Below are 15,374 nucleotides of genomic sequence, written 5' to 3'. Positions count from 1 at the left end.
TCCGCTGAAATCTACAAGAGATGAAACACCACAGCCTGCGGGGCTTGGATTTAAAAGCGGTCAGACCTCACCAGACTGCCCTGCAATCATGAGTGAAGTCTGGACCGAATGGGTGTGTGGACTCAGTCCACGCCAACCATGACGCTGGAAGCCTTGATAACTGCATAGGCTTCCTTGCCCACTGTCAGTGACAGTTCCTCAACAGCTTCATTGGTGATGGCACTTGTAATAATCGTGCCGTTGACGTCGATCGTGATGTGAGACGTCGTTGCGCCTTTTACGATCTGTGTAATCTGGCCTTTGAGCTGATTACGTGCGCTGAGTTTCATGGTGCTGTCCTTTTGCTACCCCCTTGGAGATGGGGGTGACACATTAGGACACAAGGCCTGAGGAAGCAGACAAGGCTTTTTTCGGGGATGGCCTGTGCCACCCCCAATCAGAAGCGTCTTAGATATAGTGCTCGGTCAGGGGCGGAAAACCATTGAACCCGACGGAGCAGTAGGTCGAAACATAAGCGCCAGTCGCCAGGATTTCGATACGATCTCCAGACTTCAGGCTGTTCGGCAGCGGGATGCGGTTCTTCTCATAGAGAATATCGACACCATCGCAGCTTGGTCCTGCCACGACGCAGGGGGAACGTGAGCTGTCTGTGTCGTCGCGAGACGTGCGGAATGTGTAGCGAATGGCTTCACCTTCCGTCTCCGCGAGGCCACCGAAGCGTCCGATGTCCAGATAGACCCAGCGTGGGTCTGTTTCTGCACCGCCACGACGGCTCACAAGAATGACCTCGCTCGACACTACACCAGCCTGGCCAACCATATATCGACCCGGCTCCAGCAGAACCTCTGGCTGCCCATCAGGAAAGTGCTCACGGAGAGCGGCCTGAATGGCAGCGCCAAATTCCTGCACAGACGGAATGTCTTCCCGATAATGGGTTGGGAAGCCGCCGCCCAGATTGATCATCTGAAGGTCAAGGCCTTCGGCGCGCAGCTCATGATAGAGGCGTGCGGCCGTTGCAATGGCGTGCTGGTAAGCGGCGATACCCGTCTGCTGGCTTCCGACATGGAACGAGAGGCCATAGGGATGCAGGCCCAGATCGCGCGCACGGATCATCAGATCGCGGGCGTGGGCAATTGTTGTGCCGAACTTGCGCGACAGCGGCCAGTCAGCGCCTTCGTTCTCAACAGCCAGGCGGCAGAAGACGCGCGCTCCCGGTGCGTTCTCTGCAATCTTTTCGAGCTCTTCCATGCTGTCGAGCACAAAGAGATCAATGCCCATGTCCCGGGCTTCACGGATCGCACCAACCTTCTTGAGCGTATTGCCATAAGAGATGCGATCAGGTGTGGCGCCAGCCTTCAGGCACATCCGGATTTCTTCGAGCGATGCTGCATCGAAAGACGATCCCAGAGCGACAAGGCGCTTCAGGATGGACGGTGCCGGATTGGCCTTGATGGCGTAATAGATCTTGCCAGCTGGTAGGGCGTCGTGAAGGGCACGATAGTTGCTTTCCACAACATCGAGATCAACGACGAGGCAAGGGGTTGCCGGCTGCTGCTCGGCAAGAAAACGGGTGATTTTGGGAGTCATGACACTCTTTCCCAGAACCGGACTCGTCAGGGAACAGTTACACCCTGCGAGTGTGTTGCGAAACGGTCGAACGGACCAGCGAATAGCGGGGACCCAAAAGAAGCGGGACCCGGAAGGCCAGAACGCTTGACGTCGTTGCGTAACCTCGAGAGGGCCAGTGGCACGTGCGTTGCTGCGTGACGGGGCGTATGAAACCAAAGCCCCGCCGTTGCAAGAGCTAATTTTGCATTATTTGTGTTTTGGAAATATTGAGGGGATTGAAATCGGGGCAAATTCGGAACGCAGAAGGCGATTTCTGCGTATGCTAGGTTCTGTCGATCCTGAGAACGGAACGACTTAATCTCGCCTGTTGCCCATAACAGGAACTGCCGAGGACCCCCTGAGTGAGCTTATTTCCCGATTCTGCGTCAGCTTCCGGTCCAGCGCCAGACGCACCTTCGGAGCCTGACCGGAAAAAAATCCACCAGGACATCCAACGTGTCCATGAACTGGCGCCTGAACCCAGTGAAGAAGATATTCGCAAGGCGCGTGAACTTGGTCCTGATGCCCCGGGTACGGGAGCGAACTCCCCTCTGAGTATGCCCAGAGCGGGGTGGAAGATCGTCCTGCGCCAGGTTTTCTCGGAAGTAGGATCGTCCCAGACGTCCCTTTCTGCTGCGGGCTGCGCGTTTTACGCCACGCTCTCTCTCTTTCCGGCCATATCGAGCCTGATCTCGCTTTATGGTCTGGCATTTGATCTGCAGACCGTTGAGCCGCAGCTTGAAGTGCTGCGTCATCTGCTGCCCCCAACAGCTTATTCGCTGATTGGCAATCGGATCCACGAGCTGGTTTCCCAGCCGCATACGTCTCTGACCATCGGGCTGATTTTTTCTGTTTCCGTCGCCTTATGGTCCGCTTCAGCCAGTACGAAATCCATCCTGTCCGCGTTGAATATGGCGTATAATGCCACCGAAACACGCGGCTTCCTGAGGTTTCAGGCGACTGCTCTGGCCACCACCCTGATGGCTGTTGTTGGGGCTGCGCTGACATTGGCGCTGATGGTGGCTGCGCCTGCGCTGGTTGATTACCTTCCGCGGTATCTGGGTTTCAGAAAGCCGCCGCCGCCGTTTGATCTTCTGGTGTCTTACGGTGCGCCGCTTGTCGTGCACACGCTTGCACCGATCCTGATGCTGCTGTTCGTGTTCGTGGCAGTCACGATGCTTTATCGCTTTGCCCCCAGTCGGGAGCCAGCAAAGTGGCGGTGGATATTTCCCGGATCAGCGCTGGCGACCGTCCTGTGGGTTCTCATGTCGCTCGGGTTTTCGTGGTACGTCGCGCACTTTGCGAGCTACGGCGCAACCTATGGACCCTTGGGGGCAGTTGCGGCAATTATGATGTGGTTCTTTGTCAGTGCGTATGTTGTGCTCTTCGGAGCAGAGCTGAATGCGGGGCTGGAAGAGCGCATTAAAGGTGCGCAGCCCCGGATTGCTGGTCTGCCACAGACAGACCCTTTGATTGCTGAAGCCGTTACGGCCGAAAGTACACCCCGGTAACCACCGGGGTAACTCAGCCCGTCCGTCGTTTTAACGGTGGGTGGGCTGCTTTGTGCTGTCAGATTGGTTGCCGGCGGCCTTGATGGCTTGTTCGCTCGTATCCTTGGACTCGGCTTCAGCGACTTCGCTCGCGGCATCTGACGCAGGCTTGTCAGCCATCCGGGCAATGGTGACGTGAGCGGTTCCGCTGTTCAGCATCCCGATCTTCGCTGCTGCCGCATGTGAAAGATCGATGATGCGGCTATTGAACGGCCCGCGATCATTCACTGTGACGACAACAGAACGGCCCGTATCTTCAGACGTCACCAGCAGTTTTGTGCCAATCGGCAGGGAAGGGTGTGCGGCGGTCAGATCATTTGTGTTGAAGATCGTCCCGCTACTGGTGCGGCGTCCGTGGAAATGACGCCCATACCAGCTCGCCATGCCATGCTGGGTCCAGGACGCGGCCTTGTGGGCCCGGTTTGCCAGCGCGGATCGAACAGAGGCTGCCCAGCTGGTCCGGACCGTCCCCGCTGCATCACCAGAAGAATCGTCTGCTGCATGAGCAGTCGTTCCACCTGCAATTCCGGCAAGCGCGAGTGCAAATGTCATGCTGCGCAGGGGAGACAGTCGACGGGATGAGCGAATGGCAGGCGGGGCAAATTTCACTAGACTGGTATCTTCTCCAGTGGACGAAAACGGGCTTGAGCCGTGCTTCCTAGCACAAAACCATGGGCCTGTCCCCCTTTTGAAGCCTGCGAAGACGGCAGGATTAGGGCGATGACGCTTTCATGACGGCTCCGAAAGTGCTATCGCGCGGCCAGATGAAACGTCCTCTCATTGCCGTTCTGAACGGTCCGAATCTCAATATGCTGGGTCTGCGCCAGCCTGGAATCTACGGTCACGCTACGCTCGACGATGTCGAGCAGGTGTGTATTCAGGCTGCTGAACGCCTCGATGTCGCGATCGATTTCCGCCAGACCAACGGTGAGGGAGAACTTGTGTCCTGGGTGCAGGAGTGTCGCGGCCGCGCTGATGGAATCGTGATCAATCCTGCTGCTTATGGGCATACCTCGATTGCCCTGCTCGACGCGCTTCTTGCGGTTGAGTTGCCGATAGTTGAGGTTCATATTTCCAATATTCATCGCCGGGAGCCATTCCGCCATCATACCTACGTCTCGCAGGCCGCCATCGGTGTGATCTGCGGCCTCGGCGTCAGGGGATACGCGCATGCGCTTCAGGCAATAACCGACATGATCGAAGACGAAGGATGAGCCGCATGCTCGTGGACAAGGATGCCATTCGGGCATTGGCCGATATTCTGACGCAGACCGGCCTGACCGAAATCGAGATCTCCGAAGCTGATAGCCGCATTCGCGTGGCGCGCAACGTCAACGTGGTTCAGGCTGCTGCACCAGCCGTTGCTGCTGCTCCCGCCGCAGCACCAGCCGCTGCTCCTGTTGCGGCACCTCCGGCTGATCCTGCCAAGCATCCTGGTGCGGTTCCCAGCCCGATGGTGGGTGTCGCCTATCTGGCGCCGGATCCGGCTTCCCCGGCATTCGCTCAGGAAGGTCAGACCGTTTCTGCCGGTCAGACGATCATGCTGATCGAAGCCATGAAAACCTTTAACCAGATCAAGGCTCCTCGCTCTGGCACCCTGACAAAGTTCTTTGTCGAGTCCGGTCAGCCTGTTGAATTTGGCGAAGCTCTGGCGATCATCGAGTAATGATTTCTAAAGTCCTTATTGCCAATCGAGGCGAGATCGCGCTGCGTATCCAGCGCGCCTGCCGTGAGATGGGCATCAAAACCGTGGCCGTGCATTCGACGGCTGACGCCGATGCAATGCATGTGCGTCTTGCCGATGAAGCCGTCTGCATTGGTCCGCCGAGTGCACGCGATTCTTATCTGAACGTCGCTGCCATTCTGTCAGCCGCCATGATTACGGGCGCGGATGCCATTCATCCGGGTTATGGCTTTCTGTCAGAAAATGCCGAGTTCGCCGAGACTGTTGAAGAGCATGGTCTGGCGTTCATTGGCCCGACGGCGGAGCATATCCGCACGATGGGCGACAAGATCACGGCCAAGACGACCATGCGCGCGCTTGGCGTGCCGCTGGTGCCAGGCTCCGATGGGGCGCTGGTCGATATTCAGGCCGCCCGTGAAGTCGCCGAGAAGGTCGGTTATCCGGTCCTGATCAAGGCCGCTGCCGGCGGCGGTGGTCGCGGCATGAAGGTTGCGCAGACTGCGGACGATATCGAGGAAGCCTGGTCGGTAGCTCGTGCAGAAGCCCGTGCCGCCTTCGGGAATGACGAGGTCTATCTCGAGAAGTATCTCGATCGCCCGCGTCATATCGAGCTTCAGATCCTTGGCGATGCGCATGGCAACGTAGTGCATTTCGGCGAGCGTGACTGCTCCCTTCAGCGTCGTCACCAGAAGCTGCTTGAAGAAGCCGGTTCCCCAGCTCTGACGGATGCCGAACGTGAAGAAATCGGTCGTACTTCGACCGAGGCTCTGGCTCGCATGGGCTATCGCAATGCCGGCACGCTTGAGTTCCTATATCAGGATGGCCAATTCTGCTTCATCGAGATGAATACCCGCCTTCAGGTGGAACATCCGGTGACAGAAATGGTGTGCAGTGTCGATCTGGTGCGTGAGCAGATCCGGATCGCTGCTGGTGAGCAACTCGGTTATACGCAAAAGGACATCAAGATGTCCGGCCATGCGATCGAGTGCCGTATCAACGCCGAAAACCCCGAAACCTTTGCGCCGAGCCCTGGCACGGTCAATGTTTTCCATGCCCCAGGCGGTCTTGGTGTGCGAATGGACAGCGCCATTTACGCTGGCTATCGCATCCCGCCTTACTACGACAGCATGATCGCCAAGCTTATCGTTCATGCGCCGACGCGCCAGGAAGCCATTGCCCGCATGCAGCGTGCTTTGGATGAATGTGTGGTGGATGGAGTGGAAACGGTTATCCCGCTTCATCGGAAAATTCTGGCGGATCCGACTTTCCAGAAAGGTGACTACACAATTCACTGGCTGGAAAACTTTGTCGCCGCCCAGACCAAGTCCTGAAGCGGAGATGATGTGATGAGTTATGTAGAGACCATCTTTCTGGACGTTCAGCCTGGGCATATCCCGCAGGTGGTCTCTGCTCTCTCAGGTCTTGAGGGGGTAGGGGCATGGGTGACCGAAATAGGTCGCCTGAACCGCATTACCCTTCTCAGGGCAGCGCAGACCTACGAGGCGCTTTTGAGTGGCCGTCCAGACGTCTTGTCTAGCCTGCCTCATGAGAACCTGGTTCGGGTGGAAGTGACATCCTGGCGCGCCATCACGCCTATCGCCAATCCCGGCTCTTATGGAAGTGTCTATGAATGGCGCTGCTATGAGGCCAAGGCGGATGGCATGCCTGACGTTGAGGAGCGTTTCCTTGCTGCTGTGCCGGAGAGAGAAACGGTCTCCTCGCTGACGTGCACACTCGTCTCTCTTGAGGGCACGCCGCGCATTGCGCATCTGTGGCCTTATGCAGACCTGAATGCACGGTCGGAAAAGAGGGCCGCTGCTGTGGCTACCGGAAGCTGGCCGCCAAAAGTCGCGCCGTTTCTGACGCGGATGGAAAGCGAGATTCTGCTGCCATTGGCAATCTCTCTCTGGAACTGAAGTGTTCGGTCTTTAGTGTCCGTATTCAAAAAAAGGCGGCCTGCAGAATATGCAGGCCGCCTTTTTTTGTTTCTGGTTCTGCGCGTTAGATGGGCGCGAGAGCTTACTTCTTGGTCGCGTTTGCGGGGGCTAGTGTCGTAACGAAGTCTTCGGACACAAACACAATGGAATCCAGAGCTTCATCCAGAGCCTCTACAGCTTGCTGCGGATGGCGACCTTCTGTGAAGACAGTTGCCCGATTGATTGCGCCCTGGAATGGGGCAATCGGGGCTAGGGCGAGAATGAAGTCCGCGTTCTGGCCCACGACCTTCATTGTCTGGGCAGCTGAATCCGTATCACCGTTTTTCAGCTGTGCATTGGCGGATGCGACGGCTGCTTTCTGCTCTGGGGCAAGCGTCTCGCTGGCAATGAACTCACCACCCACGGGTAGCCAGTCAACCTGGCCGGAGATCGCATGATGCGTTGAGGGAAGTGGGTGCTGTGGGGCTGCATGCAGATCGTTTTCTGCAGCCTGGAACTTCTGACTGGCCGTTGTTGCGGCTGTCAGTCGCTTCTGGGCGTCATAGAGAGCTGGAATGGCCGCATCTGTCTGTCCGGCACTCAGGATCTGACGTGCTTTGAGAATGTCCGTAACGGCGCGTTGCCCGTCAGCAGACAGGTGATGAAATGCCCGATGAGCTTTGAAAGATTCCCAGTCCTTATGAAGAGATCCGGCATGCGCTGGCATAGTAGAGAGTGTCAAGGCTGCTGATGCAAGGATGGGAAGTAGAATTCGCATGATGAGGTCCTAATGAATATAAAATCAATATCGAGAAACATAAAAACATAATTCAGAATCTATCAAATGAAAGTTGATTTATATTTCATCATTAATCCGGATCAATTTCGTTCTGATTTCCTGCGATAGGAATTCATTTTGAGTATTTGCTCATCATCGCATCGACGTATATGAAAATACATAATATTGAAAATACTGGGTAAGTCTGAGTTTGTACTTTATTTTCATTTTTTCGAAAAAAAACGGTTTAAATGAAAAGATAAAAAGCCATTCTGAGAAATAAAAATAATAAATTTTCTCGGAAAGGCATTGTGAGGTGTTGCTGTTCCAGGTTCGGTTCCGTATGAAAGTAGCCCCTTCACGAGGCTGTGTCTTTCAGCGGAAAGAGCGTTTTTTCCGTCTGGCAGCGCGTGTGTCAGTCGAGCAGCGAGTGTTCCAATGTCTTTGAATTCCGTCGTCGAGAGCGTGACCGCCCGGATCATCGAGCGTTCGAAAGTCTCCCGTCGCCGTTATCTTGCTCTGATGGAGCGAAACCGGGCCAAAGGCGTCTCCCGTCCACGCCTGGCCTGCGGAAACCTCGCTCACGCCATTGCAGCGGCTGCGTCTGACAAGCCGGAGCTCATGCGTCCGGCCAGCACGAACCTCGGGATTGTGACGACTTACAACGACATGCTGTCGGCGCATCAGCCGTATGGACGTTACCCGGACCAGATGAAGCTGTTCGCCCGCGAAGTTGGTGCAACTGCTCAGATCGCCGGTGGCGCGCCAGCAATGTGTGATGGCGTGACGCAGGGACAGGAGGGAATGGAGCTTTCCCTGTTCTCCCGTGACGTTATTGCCATGTCCACGGCTGTCGGCCTGAGCCACGGCATGTTCGAAGGTGTCGCGCTTCTGGGGATCTGTGACAAGATTGTCCCGGGCCTGCTGATGGGGGCTCTGCGCTTCGGGCATCTGCCGACAATGCTGATCCCGGCCGGCCCTATGCCGTCAGGCCTTCCTAACAAGGAAAAGCAGCGGATCCGTCAGCTCTATGTGCAGGGCAAGGTCGGGCAGGACCGTCTGATGGAAGCGGAAAATGCCTCCTACCATAGCGCCGGCACATGCACCTTCTACGGCACGGCCAATACGAACCAAATGATGGTTGAGATCATGGGTCTCATGATGCCGGATTCTGCCTTCATCAATCCGAACACGCCGCTTCGGCAGGCCATGACGCGCGCAAGCGTCCATCGTCTGGCGGAAATCAGCCTGAATGGCGAAGATGTCCGATCACTGGCACAGTGTGTTGATGAAAAGGCCATTGTGAATGCGGCAGTCGGATTGCTGGCAACCGGCGGTTCGACCAACCACACCATCCATTTGCCTGCCATTGCCCGAGCTGCTGGTATCATCATTGACTGGGAAGATCTGAGCCGCCTCTCAGCCGCAGTTCCGCTGATGACGCGCGTTTACCCCAGTGGCTCTGAGGACGTGAACGCCTTCAATCATGTGGGTGGTATGCCGACACTGATTGCTGAGCTTTCCCGTGCCGGCCTTCTGCACACGGACATCATGACGGTCTCACGCGGCGGATTTGCGGATTATGCCTGCCGTGCCAGCCTGCAGGATGACGAAGTCGTTTACACGCATGCCAAGCCATCGCTGGACCGTGACATTCTCCGTGACGTCAAGGAGCCGTTCAAGGCTGATGGTGGTATCAAGCTCATGCAGGGCAATGTCGGTCGTGGCATCTATAAAAGCAGTGCCATTGCTGAAGAATTCCTGACTATTGAAGCCCCGGCGCGCGTTTTCCATGATCAGCATGATGTCGCTACGGCGTTCCAGAATGGTGAGCTTGAGCGGGATGTCGTTGTTGTTGTGCGGTTCCAGGGGCCGGAAGCCAACGGAATGCCGGAACTGCATAAACTGACGCCAACGCTCGGCGTGTTGCAGGATCGGGGCTACAAGGTGGCTCTCCTGACAGACGGACGGATGTCAGGTGCGAGTGGTAAGGTGCCTGCTGCCATTCACGTCGGCCCGGAAGCTCAGGTCGGGGGCCCGATTGCCCGCGTTCGGGATGGTGACATGATCCGGGTTTGTGCCGTAACCGGGCAGATTGAGGTTCTCGTCGATCCGGCAGAATGGGAGGCACGCGAACCTGTTGCGCCGCCACCGCCTGCTCTCGGAACCGGACGTGAGTTGTTCGCCCTCATGCGTTCGGTGCATGATCCGGCCGAAACCGGCGCATCGGCCATGCTGGCCCAAATGGATCAGGTAATCGAAGCCGTTGGCGACGCCATTCACTAAGGACCAAATTTCATGACTGATACTGCCAAACTTGATGCTGTCATGACCCGCTGCCCGGTTATTCCGGTGCTGGTGGTCAATGATGTTGCACAGGCTCGTCCCTTGGCTGAAGCGCTGGTCGCTGGTGGCCTGACCACTCTGGAAGTAACGCTGCGGACGCCTTGTGCGCTCGAAGTGATCGAGGAAATGTCCAAGGTTGAGGGCGCGTTTGTTGGTGCCGGCACTGTGTTGAACCCGACGGATCTGGAGCGTGCAGTGAAGGCTGGCTCCCGCTTTATCGTGAGCCCTGGCTTAACCGCACCGCTGGCTGACGCTGCCCGCGACCATGACATGCCTTTCCTTCCGGGCGTCGCAAATGCTGGTGACATCATGCGCGGTCTGGATCTGGGCCTGACACGCTTCAAGTTCTTCCCGGCTGTGACCAATGGTGGCATTCCGGCGCTGAAGAGCTTGGCCAGTGTATTTGGCAATGTCCGCTTCTGCCCGACGGGCGGCATCACTGAAGGGAGCGCTCCGGACTGGCTGGCACTTCCTTCTGTATCCTGTGTCGGCGGATCGTGGATTACGGCAGGTGAGTTCGACGCAAAGACGGTGACGCAGCGCGCAACGGCTGCTGCTCTTTTGCGCCAGAGCTAAGATCCCTTGTAAATTATTCGCTCCACTGAAAACAGGAAGGCGGTCTGGAAGTGATCCGGATCGCCTTTCTTTTTTTCATTGAGGGCCTGTTTCTCTGCTTGAGAACGGATAAAGAACATCCCCAGAAGAAGAGGGGATGGAATTTATGAATATCTTTGCAGGAAAAGGGGTTACGGCCCTTTCCGATAACGTCCGAATCGGATCATAAGAACCCGTGACTGGACGTTCTCACCTCCTGATTGGCGGATTTGCTGTTTTGTGTGCGATGCGCTGGCATGTCCTGTCACCCGAGCCTTTTTCGGTCTGTACAGGGTTGCTGGGTAGCCTGCTTCCGGACATTGATACGGAGCGCTCCATGCTTGGGGCCCGGGTTAAATTTCTGTCCCGTTTTCTGGCGCGGACGTTTGGTCATCGTGGGATGACGCATTCCGGCGTTGTGTTGCTTTTGATCGCCGCTCTGGTTGGGGCTTTTATGGGGGAAGGTGCGCTGCGAGGCCCGATTGGCGCTCTTCTACTGGGCGTTGCCACCCACATTGCGGCTGACCTGCCAACCGGTGGCTGCCAGCTTCTGGCACCCCTTAGCCGGTCCAGACTGTCTTTCTGGCCCTATGTCCGCACAGGCGGCCTGGGCGAGATCATGCTTCTTCTGCCTACTCTTTTTCTATTAGGGTGGGCAGGGTTCGCGGGACGTGATCCATTTGGTGGTCACGCTCCTTACGTCGTGCATCACCAGCGGTTGCACGGACATGTTTTGAAGGATATTGCATTTCCATCATGACTGAGACCCGACTCCCCGTCCGTCGCGCCCTTCTCTCCGTTTCTGACAAGACGGGACTGATTGAACTGGGGCGCGCGCTTGCCGCCCACGGTGCAGAACTGCTTTCGACGGGGGGCTCGGCAAGGGCGCTGCGTGAGGCGGGTCTGACTGTCAAAGATGTTTCAGAACATACGGGCTTCCCCGAAATTCTTGACGGTCGTGTCAAGACGCTGGTTCCGCAGGTTCATGGCGGCATTCTTGCACGTCGTGACCTTCCGGCTCATCTGAGCCAGATGGAAGAGCACGGCATCGTGCCAATCGATCTGGTCTGCGTTAACCTGTATCCTTTCGCAGCTACGGTTGCATCCGGCGCGGGCGATGAAGACTGTATCGAGAATATCGATATTGGCGGCCCGGCCATGATCCGTGCTGCGGCCAAGAACTTCGATCATGTCACGATCCTGACGTCTCCTCAGCAATACGGTGATTTCGTTCAGTCTCTGGACGCGGGTGGAACGTATTTGAGCGAGCGTCGTGATTATGCCGGTGCTGCGTATGCCCATACGGCGTCTTATGACGGTATGATCTCCCGTTGGTTCGCAGAGCGTGCGGGCGAATTGTTGCCTCCTGTTCTGACGCTCAGTGGGTCCCGCGACGAGCTTCTGCGTTACGGTGAAAATCCGCATCAGAAAGCTGCTTTCTATCGGGATGGCAGCACACGGGCGGGCATTGCCACGGCTCGTCAGGTGCAGGGCAAGGCGCTGAGCTACAACAATCTGAATGACACAGACGCAGCGTTCGAGGCTGTTGCCGAGTTTGATGCGCCGACTGTTGTGATCGTCAAGCACGCTAATCCATGCGGTGTGGCATCTGCTGAAACGCTGGAACAGGCATGGATCGCGGCGCTGCGTTGTGATCCGGTTTCGGCATTTGGTGGCATCGTAGCCGTAAACAGAACGCTGGATGCAGAAACTGCTCAACGTATCAGTGCGATTTTCACGGAAGTGATTGTTGCCCCGGATGCGGACGCACAGGCTATTGAAATTCTTTCTCGCAAGAAGAACCTGCGCCTGTTGCTCACTGGCGGAATGCCTGATCCGGAAGCTGAAGGGCTGGCTTTTCGCTCTGTCGCCGGTGGTTTTCTGGCGCAAAGCCGGGATGCAGGCCGCGTCCTTGAGAGCGATCTAAAGGTCGTCACTAAACGCGCGCCCACGGAAAAGGAGATGAAAGATCTCCTGTTCGCGTTCCGAGTGGCCAAGCACGTGAAATCCAACGCAGTCATTTATGTTCGCAACAATGCGACTGTCGGGATTGGGGCGGGGCAGATGTCTCGTGTGGATAGCGCGCGCATTGCTGCTCGCAAAAGCGAAGATGCTGCAAATGTTGCGGGTGAGACTGCCCCGTTGACCAAGGGATCTGTGGCCGCATCGGATGCGTTCTTCCCGTTCGCAGATGGCCTTGAGAGTGTTGTTGCTGCTGGTGCTGTGGCTGTGATCCAGCCTGGTGGCTCAATCCGCGATCAGGAGGTGATCGACGCTGCAGATGCAGCTGGAATCGCCATGGTCTTCACTGGCATGAGGCATTTCCGGCATTGAAACCTTTCGCTCTCGCAAGCCTGCTTCTGGCTTTCTCCGCCCCGATGGTCGCCGAGGCCGCGCCATGTCTGTATGACATGTCACCGCTGCCCGTCACGAAAGGGATTGTTTCCCGTATTACGCCTACAGGTGTGATGCTGCGTGATGGGACGACTGTCATTCTTCCAGAAGAGCTTCTGGCAGGTGTGCGTCTGGCACAGCCTCTTGCGGTGAGAGGGCTCGTGGCAGCATCGACCCACACAGTGCAGGCTTTTGCACTTGATGGCGTTCCGCCAGTTTGCCCGGCGCCAGCCGCAGTTACGCGAGGGCCATTTCCGGGTTCTCCTGGATACGATCACATTCAGAACTGAGTTTTGTGCGCGGCCTCTTTGAAAGGGCCGCGTATAAACCTTTTATTTACGTCTGCCATGCCACTCTCCTTACGGGTTGTTTCCCCGGGAGCTGGAGGGCTTGTCATTGTCGCAGATTTTGCCCGCAGCAAAGCAGGGAATGACGACTGGTGTCAGCACGTTTCCTGTTGGTGCGCCACTTGCTTCAAAAGAACGATTTCAGGATTTTCTGAAAAGCTACGTTCATGAGAGGTTTCCGTCTTCTGATTGTGCCGTTCTCTCTCGTAAAAATACGCCGCGGGTGCAGAGTGAAAAGAACGTTCAGACAAACAGAGGGTCTGAGGTTGGCAAGGATCAGCCTGTTTCAACAGAGAACCGCGAGGTCTCTCGAAGTTTAAAACCTTTGAGCGCAGCGACGAAGGTCTCCGCACAGCCTGTCCGTTCGAATTCACTTCCCGAAAAATCTTCGAAAATACCGAACCCGGTTAACATTGCTCGACGCGGATCAGAGTTATCCGCTCGTAAAGTTTCGACGGATGCATCCTTCATGGAAGCTCCCGAAATGTCTTCATCGGTGCTGCAAAACGACGTCGTAGACGAGCATGTGACGACAGAAGAACCTGATCCGGGGCAACACGCAGAACAATTCGCACAATGTGCGTCGGATCTAGAGGACGACAACGGCCAGAGTTTGATGTCTGATTTGTCTCTTGGTGTTGCCTCTTTTGATGGCGCGTCGAAATCCACGATAGACCCACTTGAGGTCAAGGAAGACAGGACAGTCTCTGAAACAGTGGCGTCTCCCACGTCGGCAGAAAATATTCACGTCTTGCAGGGGGCGAATACTGAGGCCTCCGGATCACGCTTGGAGCTTCCGTCCTCGGAATTACAGAATTCCGGTTCCGAGCATACGAGCGTTTCAAGCACCACGCGGGACGAAGCCGGCCCGTCATCCCTGAATGGCCCTGTCATTACTCATCAGGCAACGGATCAGCGTCTCAATACCCAGATCGACATTTTCCTGAAACATGACGGCAAGATCCGGATGTCCGTTGCTGAGGACAAAGGGGGTGAACGCCACATCCATATTCTGGCTGAAAATTCGGAGGCGCTGCGTAGTCTTTCTACAAATAAAGAAAGCTTATTGTCGTCGCTGAACCAGAACCTCGTGTCGGCCTCCGCAGATCAGCCTGTGATATCCACAGAGGTCAGTTTTGGTTTGCTGGGATCTTTCTCGCAAGACTATCCGACAAATTCTGGCCGGGATGAGGGTCAGCAACGGCCCTTCACGGCTTGTGGTTCCTCTGAGACTTCGTCTGAAAATCTCAGTGAGAACGCCTCTGTATCTCCTCGAAAATTTTTGCGCGGTGTTGTTGATCTGACCGCTTAAAGGACGTTTTTTAATGGTCTCTTCTGTCACGTCATCATCGCTTCTGAACCAGGCTGTCTCGGCGGCCAAGTCGAGTGCGTCATCTCAGACGTCGAGTGCATCAACATCCACAGCAAGTAGTGTGGGCAGCGCTGCACTGTCTTCCATGGCAGGGAATTTCAATCAGTTTTTAACACTTTTGACTACTCAACTTCAGCATCAAGACCCCAGTAATCCAACCAGCACGGACAGCTTCACCAGTGAGTTGGCGCAGTTTGCGGGTGTGCAGCAACAGGTTGAGACCAATACTAATCTTACCAGCCTGATTTCTGCCACGCAGGACACTCAAATCACGTCTGGTATTGCGCTAGTCGGTAAAACAACGACAGCCACGACCGCTTCGCTGCCCTTACAAAGCGGTAAGGCCAGTATGACATTTACAGCGGAGCAGGCTGGGCCTGTAGCCATTGCCGTGACCGATGCCAGCGGTCAGGTTGTCAAAACCGACACGATGACGGCCACTGCGGGGACAAATTCCTGGTCTTGGGACGGCAATGATAACAGCGGACAACAAATGTCTGATGGTCAGTATTTCGTAGCTGTTGAAGGGGCCGGGGCGAGTGGAGACACGGCATCTTTCCCGACAACAGTTTCCGGTACCGTTACAGGTCTGACACGGACATCGAGCGGCGTTAACGTGCAGATGGGAAGTGCGACTGTTCCGCTGAGTGATCTAGACGGATTTTCAGGAGCCTGAACAGTCAGGGGGGAAAATTCTATCGTTTTAAGCGCCCGTTAACCTTTTCTGTCCACAATGTCTGTCAGTGATTGCAGCAGGACAGGGTGAACGCGCATGTGGGCAGGGC

At 56.1% G+C, this 15,374-nt stretch carries 17 protein-coding genes; 12 read left to right on the top strand and 5 right to left on the bottom strand.

Annotated features, from left to right (window positions below; translation table 11 throughout):
• Positions 1-122 precede the first annotated feature (122 nt).
• Together R5H23_RS12695 and R5H23_RS12690 are read right to left on the bottom strand one after the other, a co-directional pair.
• Positions 123-329 carry a molybdopterin-binding protein gene (locus tag R5H23_RS12695; protein ID WP_046901128.1) on the bottom strand — a complete coding sequence of 69 codons (207 nt, stop codon included), beginning with the start codon at positions 327-329 and terminating at the stop codon, positions 123-125.
• Positions 330-447: 118 nt separating this feature from the next.
• Entirely contained in the window at positions 448-1,587 is a 1,140-nt protein-coding gene (locus R5H23_RS12690; protein WP_211498528.1) for a type III PLP-dependent enzyme, read from the bottom strand.
• Between the two features lie 383 nt (positions 1,588-1,970).
• On the opposite strand from R5H23_RS12690, the gene R5H23_RS12685 reads away from it, so the two are divergent.
• Entirely contained in the window at positions 1,971-3,119 is a 1,149-nt protein-coding gene (locus R5H23_RS12685; RefSeq protein WP_211501333.1) for a YihY/virulence factor BrkB family protein, read from the top strand.
• A 30-nt stretch (positions 3,120-3,149) separates the two neighbouring features.
• On the opposite strand, the gene R5H23_RS12680 is transcribed toward R5H23_RS12685, so the two are convergent.
• Positions 3,150-3,710 (bottom strand): septal ring lytic transglycosylase RlpA family protein, encoded by a 561-nt coding sequence (locus R5H23_RS12680; protein WP_408874356.1) that lies wholly within the window; start codon positions 3,708-3,710, stop codon positions 3,150-3,152.
• Between the two features lie 212 nt (positions 3,711-3,922).
• Here R5H23_RS12680 and aroQ point away from each other — a divergent pair, with 212 nt between their 5' ends.
• The 4 genes from aroQ to R5H23_RS12660 are packed head-to-tail and all read left to right on the top strand — an operon-like array spanning position 3,923 to position 6,758.
• Entirely contained in the window at positions 3,923-4,372 is a 450-nt protein-coding gene (aroQ, locus tag R5H23_RS12675; protein ID WP_023943307.1) for a type II 3-dehydroquinate dehydratase, read from the top strand.
• Positions 4,369-4,824: an acetyl-CoA carboxylase biotin carboxyl carrier protein subunit gene (locus R5H23_RS12670; RefSeq protein WP_099213141.1), complete on the top strand. Its 456-nt coding sequence runs from the start codon at positions 4,369-4,371 to the stop codon at positions 4,822-4,824. Before aroQ ends, R5H23_RS12670 begins: the two co-directional genes overlap by 4 nt.
• Positions 4,824-6,173, top strand: a complete 1,350-nt coding sequence (gene accC, locus R5H23_RS12665; protein WP_046901132.1) for an acetyl-CoA carboxylase biotin carboxylase subunit — start codon at positions 4,824-4,826, stop codon at positions 6,171-6,173. Before R5H23_RS12670 ends, accC begins: the two co-directional genes overlap by 1 nt.
• Before the next feature lie 15 nt (positions 6,174-6,188).
• Entirely contained in the window at positions 6,189-6,758 is a 570-nt protein-coding gene (locus R5H23_RS12660) for an NIPSNAP family protein (protein WP_317215634.1), read from the top strand.
• Positions 6,759-6,861: 103 nt separating this feature from the next.
• On the opposite strand, the gene R5H23_RS12655 is transcribed toward R5H23_RS12660, so the two are convergent.
• Positions 6,862-7,536: a YfdX family protein gene (locus R5H23_RS12655; protein ID WP_317215633.1), complete on the bottom strand. Its 675-nt coding sequence runs from the start codon at positions 7,534-7,536 to the stop codon at positions 6,862-6,864.
• Positions 7,537-7,974: 438 nt separating this feature from the next.
• Between R5H23_RS12655 and edd the strand changes: the two genes are divergently transcribed.
• The 5 genes from edd (at position 7,975) to R5H23_RS12630 (ending at position 13,160) form a co-directional block, all read left to right on the top strand.
• Positions 7,975-9,822: a phosphogluconate dehydratase gene (edd, locus tag R5H23_RS12650; RefSeq protein WP_317215632.1), complete on the top strand. Its 1,848-nt coding sequence runs from the start codon at positions 7,975-7,977 to the stop codon at positions 9,820-9,822.
• Positions 9,823-9,834: 12 nt separating this feature from the next.
• Positions 9,835-10,458: a bifunctional 4-hydroxy-2-oxoglutarate aldolase/2-dehydro-3-deoxy-phosphogluconate aldolase gene (eda, locus tag R5H23_RS12645; protein WP_099213145.1), complete on the top strand. Its 624-nt coding sequence runs from the start codon at positions 9,835-9,837 to the stop codon at positions 10,456-10,458.
• A gap of 214 nt (positions 10,459-10,672) precedes the next feature.
• Positions 10,673-11,236, top strand: coding sequence for a metal-dependent hydrolase (locus R5H23_RS12640; RefSeq protein WP_083956515.1), 564 nt, complete (start codon positions 10,673-10,675; stop codon positions 11,234-11,236).
• A complete protein-coding gene (gene purH, locus R5H23_RS12635) occupies positions 11,233-12,810 on the top strand; it encodes a bifunctional phosphoribosylaminoimidazolecarboxamide formyltransferase/IMP cyclohydrolase (protein ID WP_064275084.1) in 1,578 nt (525 codons plus the stop codon). The genes R5H23_RS12640 and purH overlap by 4 nt, the downstream gene beginning before the upstream one ends.
• A complete protein-coding gene (locus R5H23_RS12630) occupies positions 12,807-13,160 on the top strand; it encodes a hypothetical protein (RefSeq protein WP_046901138.1) in 354 nt (117 codons plus the stop codon). Before purH ends, R5H23_RS12630 begins: the two co-directional genes overlap by 4 nt.
• A 333-nt stretch (positions 13,161-13,493) precedes the next feature.
• Here R5H23_RS12630 and R5H23_RS12625 read toward each other — a convergent pair whose 3' ends face one another.
• Positions 13,494-13,688, bottom strand: coding sequence for a hypothetical protein (locus R5H23_RS12625; RefSeq protein ID WP_317215631.1), 195 nt, complete (start codon positions 13,686-13,688; stop codon positions 13,494-13,496).
• On the opposite strand from R5H23_RS12625, the gene R5H23_RS12620 reads away from it, so the two are divergent.
• A complete protein-coding gene (locus R5H23_RS12620; protein WP_317215630.1) occupies positions 13,687-14,529 on the top strand; it encodes a hypothetical protein in 843 nt (280 codons plus the stop codon). The genes R5H23_RS12625 and R5H23_RS12620 overlap by 2 nt on opposite strands.
• A gap of 13 nt (positions 14,530-14,542) precedes the next feature.
• Entirely contained in the window at positions 14,543-15,265 is a 723-nt protein-coding gene (locus R5H23_RS12615) for a flagellar hook capping FlgD N-terminal domain-containing protein (protein ID WP_317215629.1), read from the top strand.
• The last annotated feature ends 109 nt before the right edge of the window (positions 15,266-15,374 follow it).

Origin of the sequence: Gluconobacter sp. GP1 (genome assembly GCF_032913585.1) — a bacterium.
GTDB classification, from domain to species: Bacteria; Pseudomonadota; Alphaproteobacteria; order Acetobacterales; family Acetobacteraceae; genus Gluconobacter; species Gluconobacter cerinus.
The sequence above is the reverse complement of the archived record's forward strand: the minus strand, read 5'-3'. Positions and strand labels throughout refer to the sequence as shown.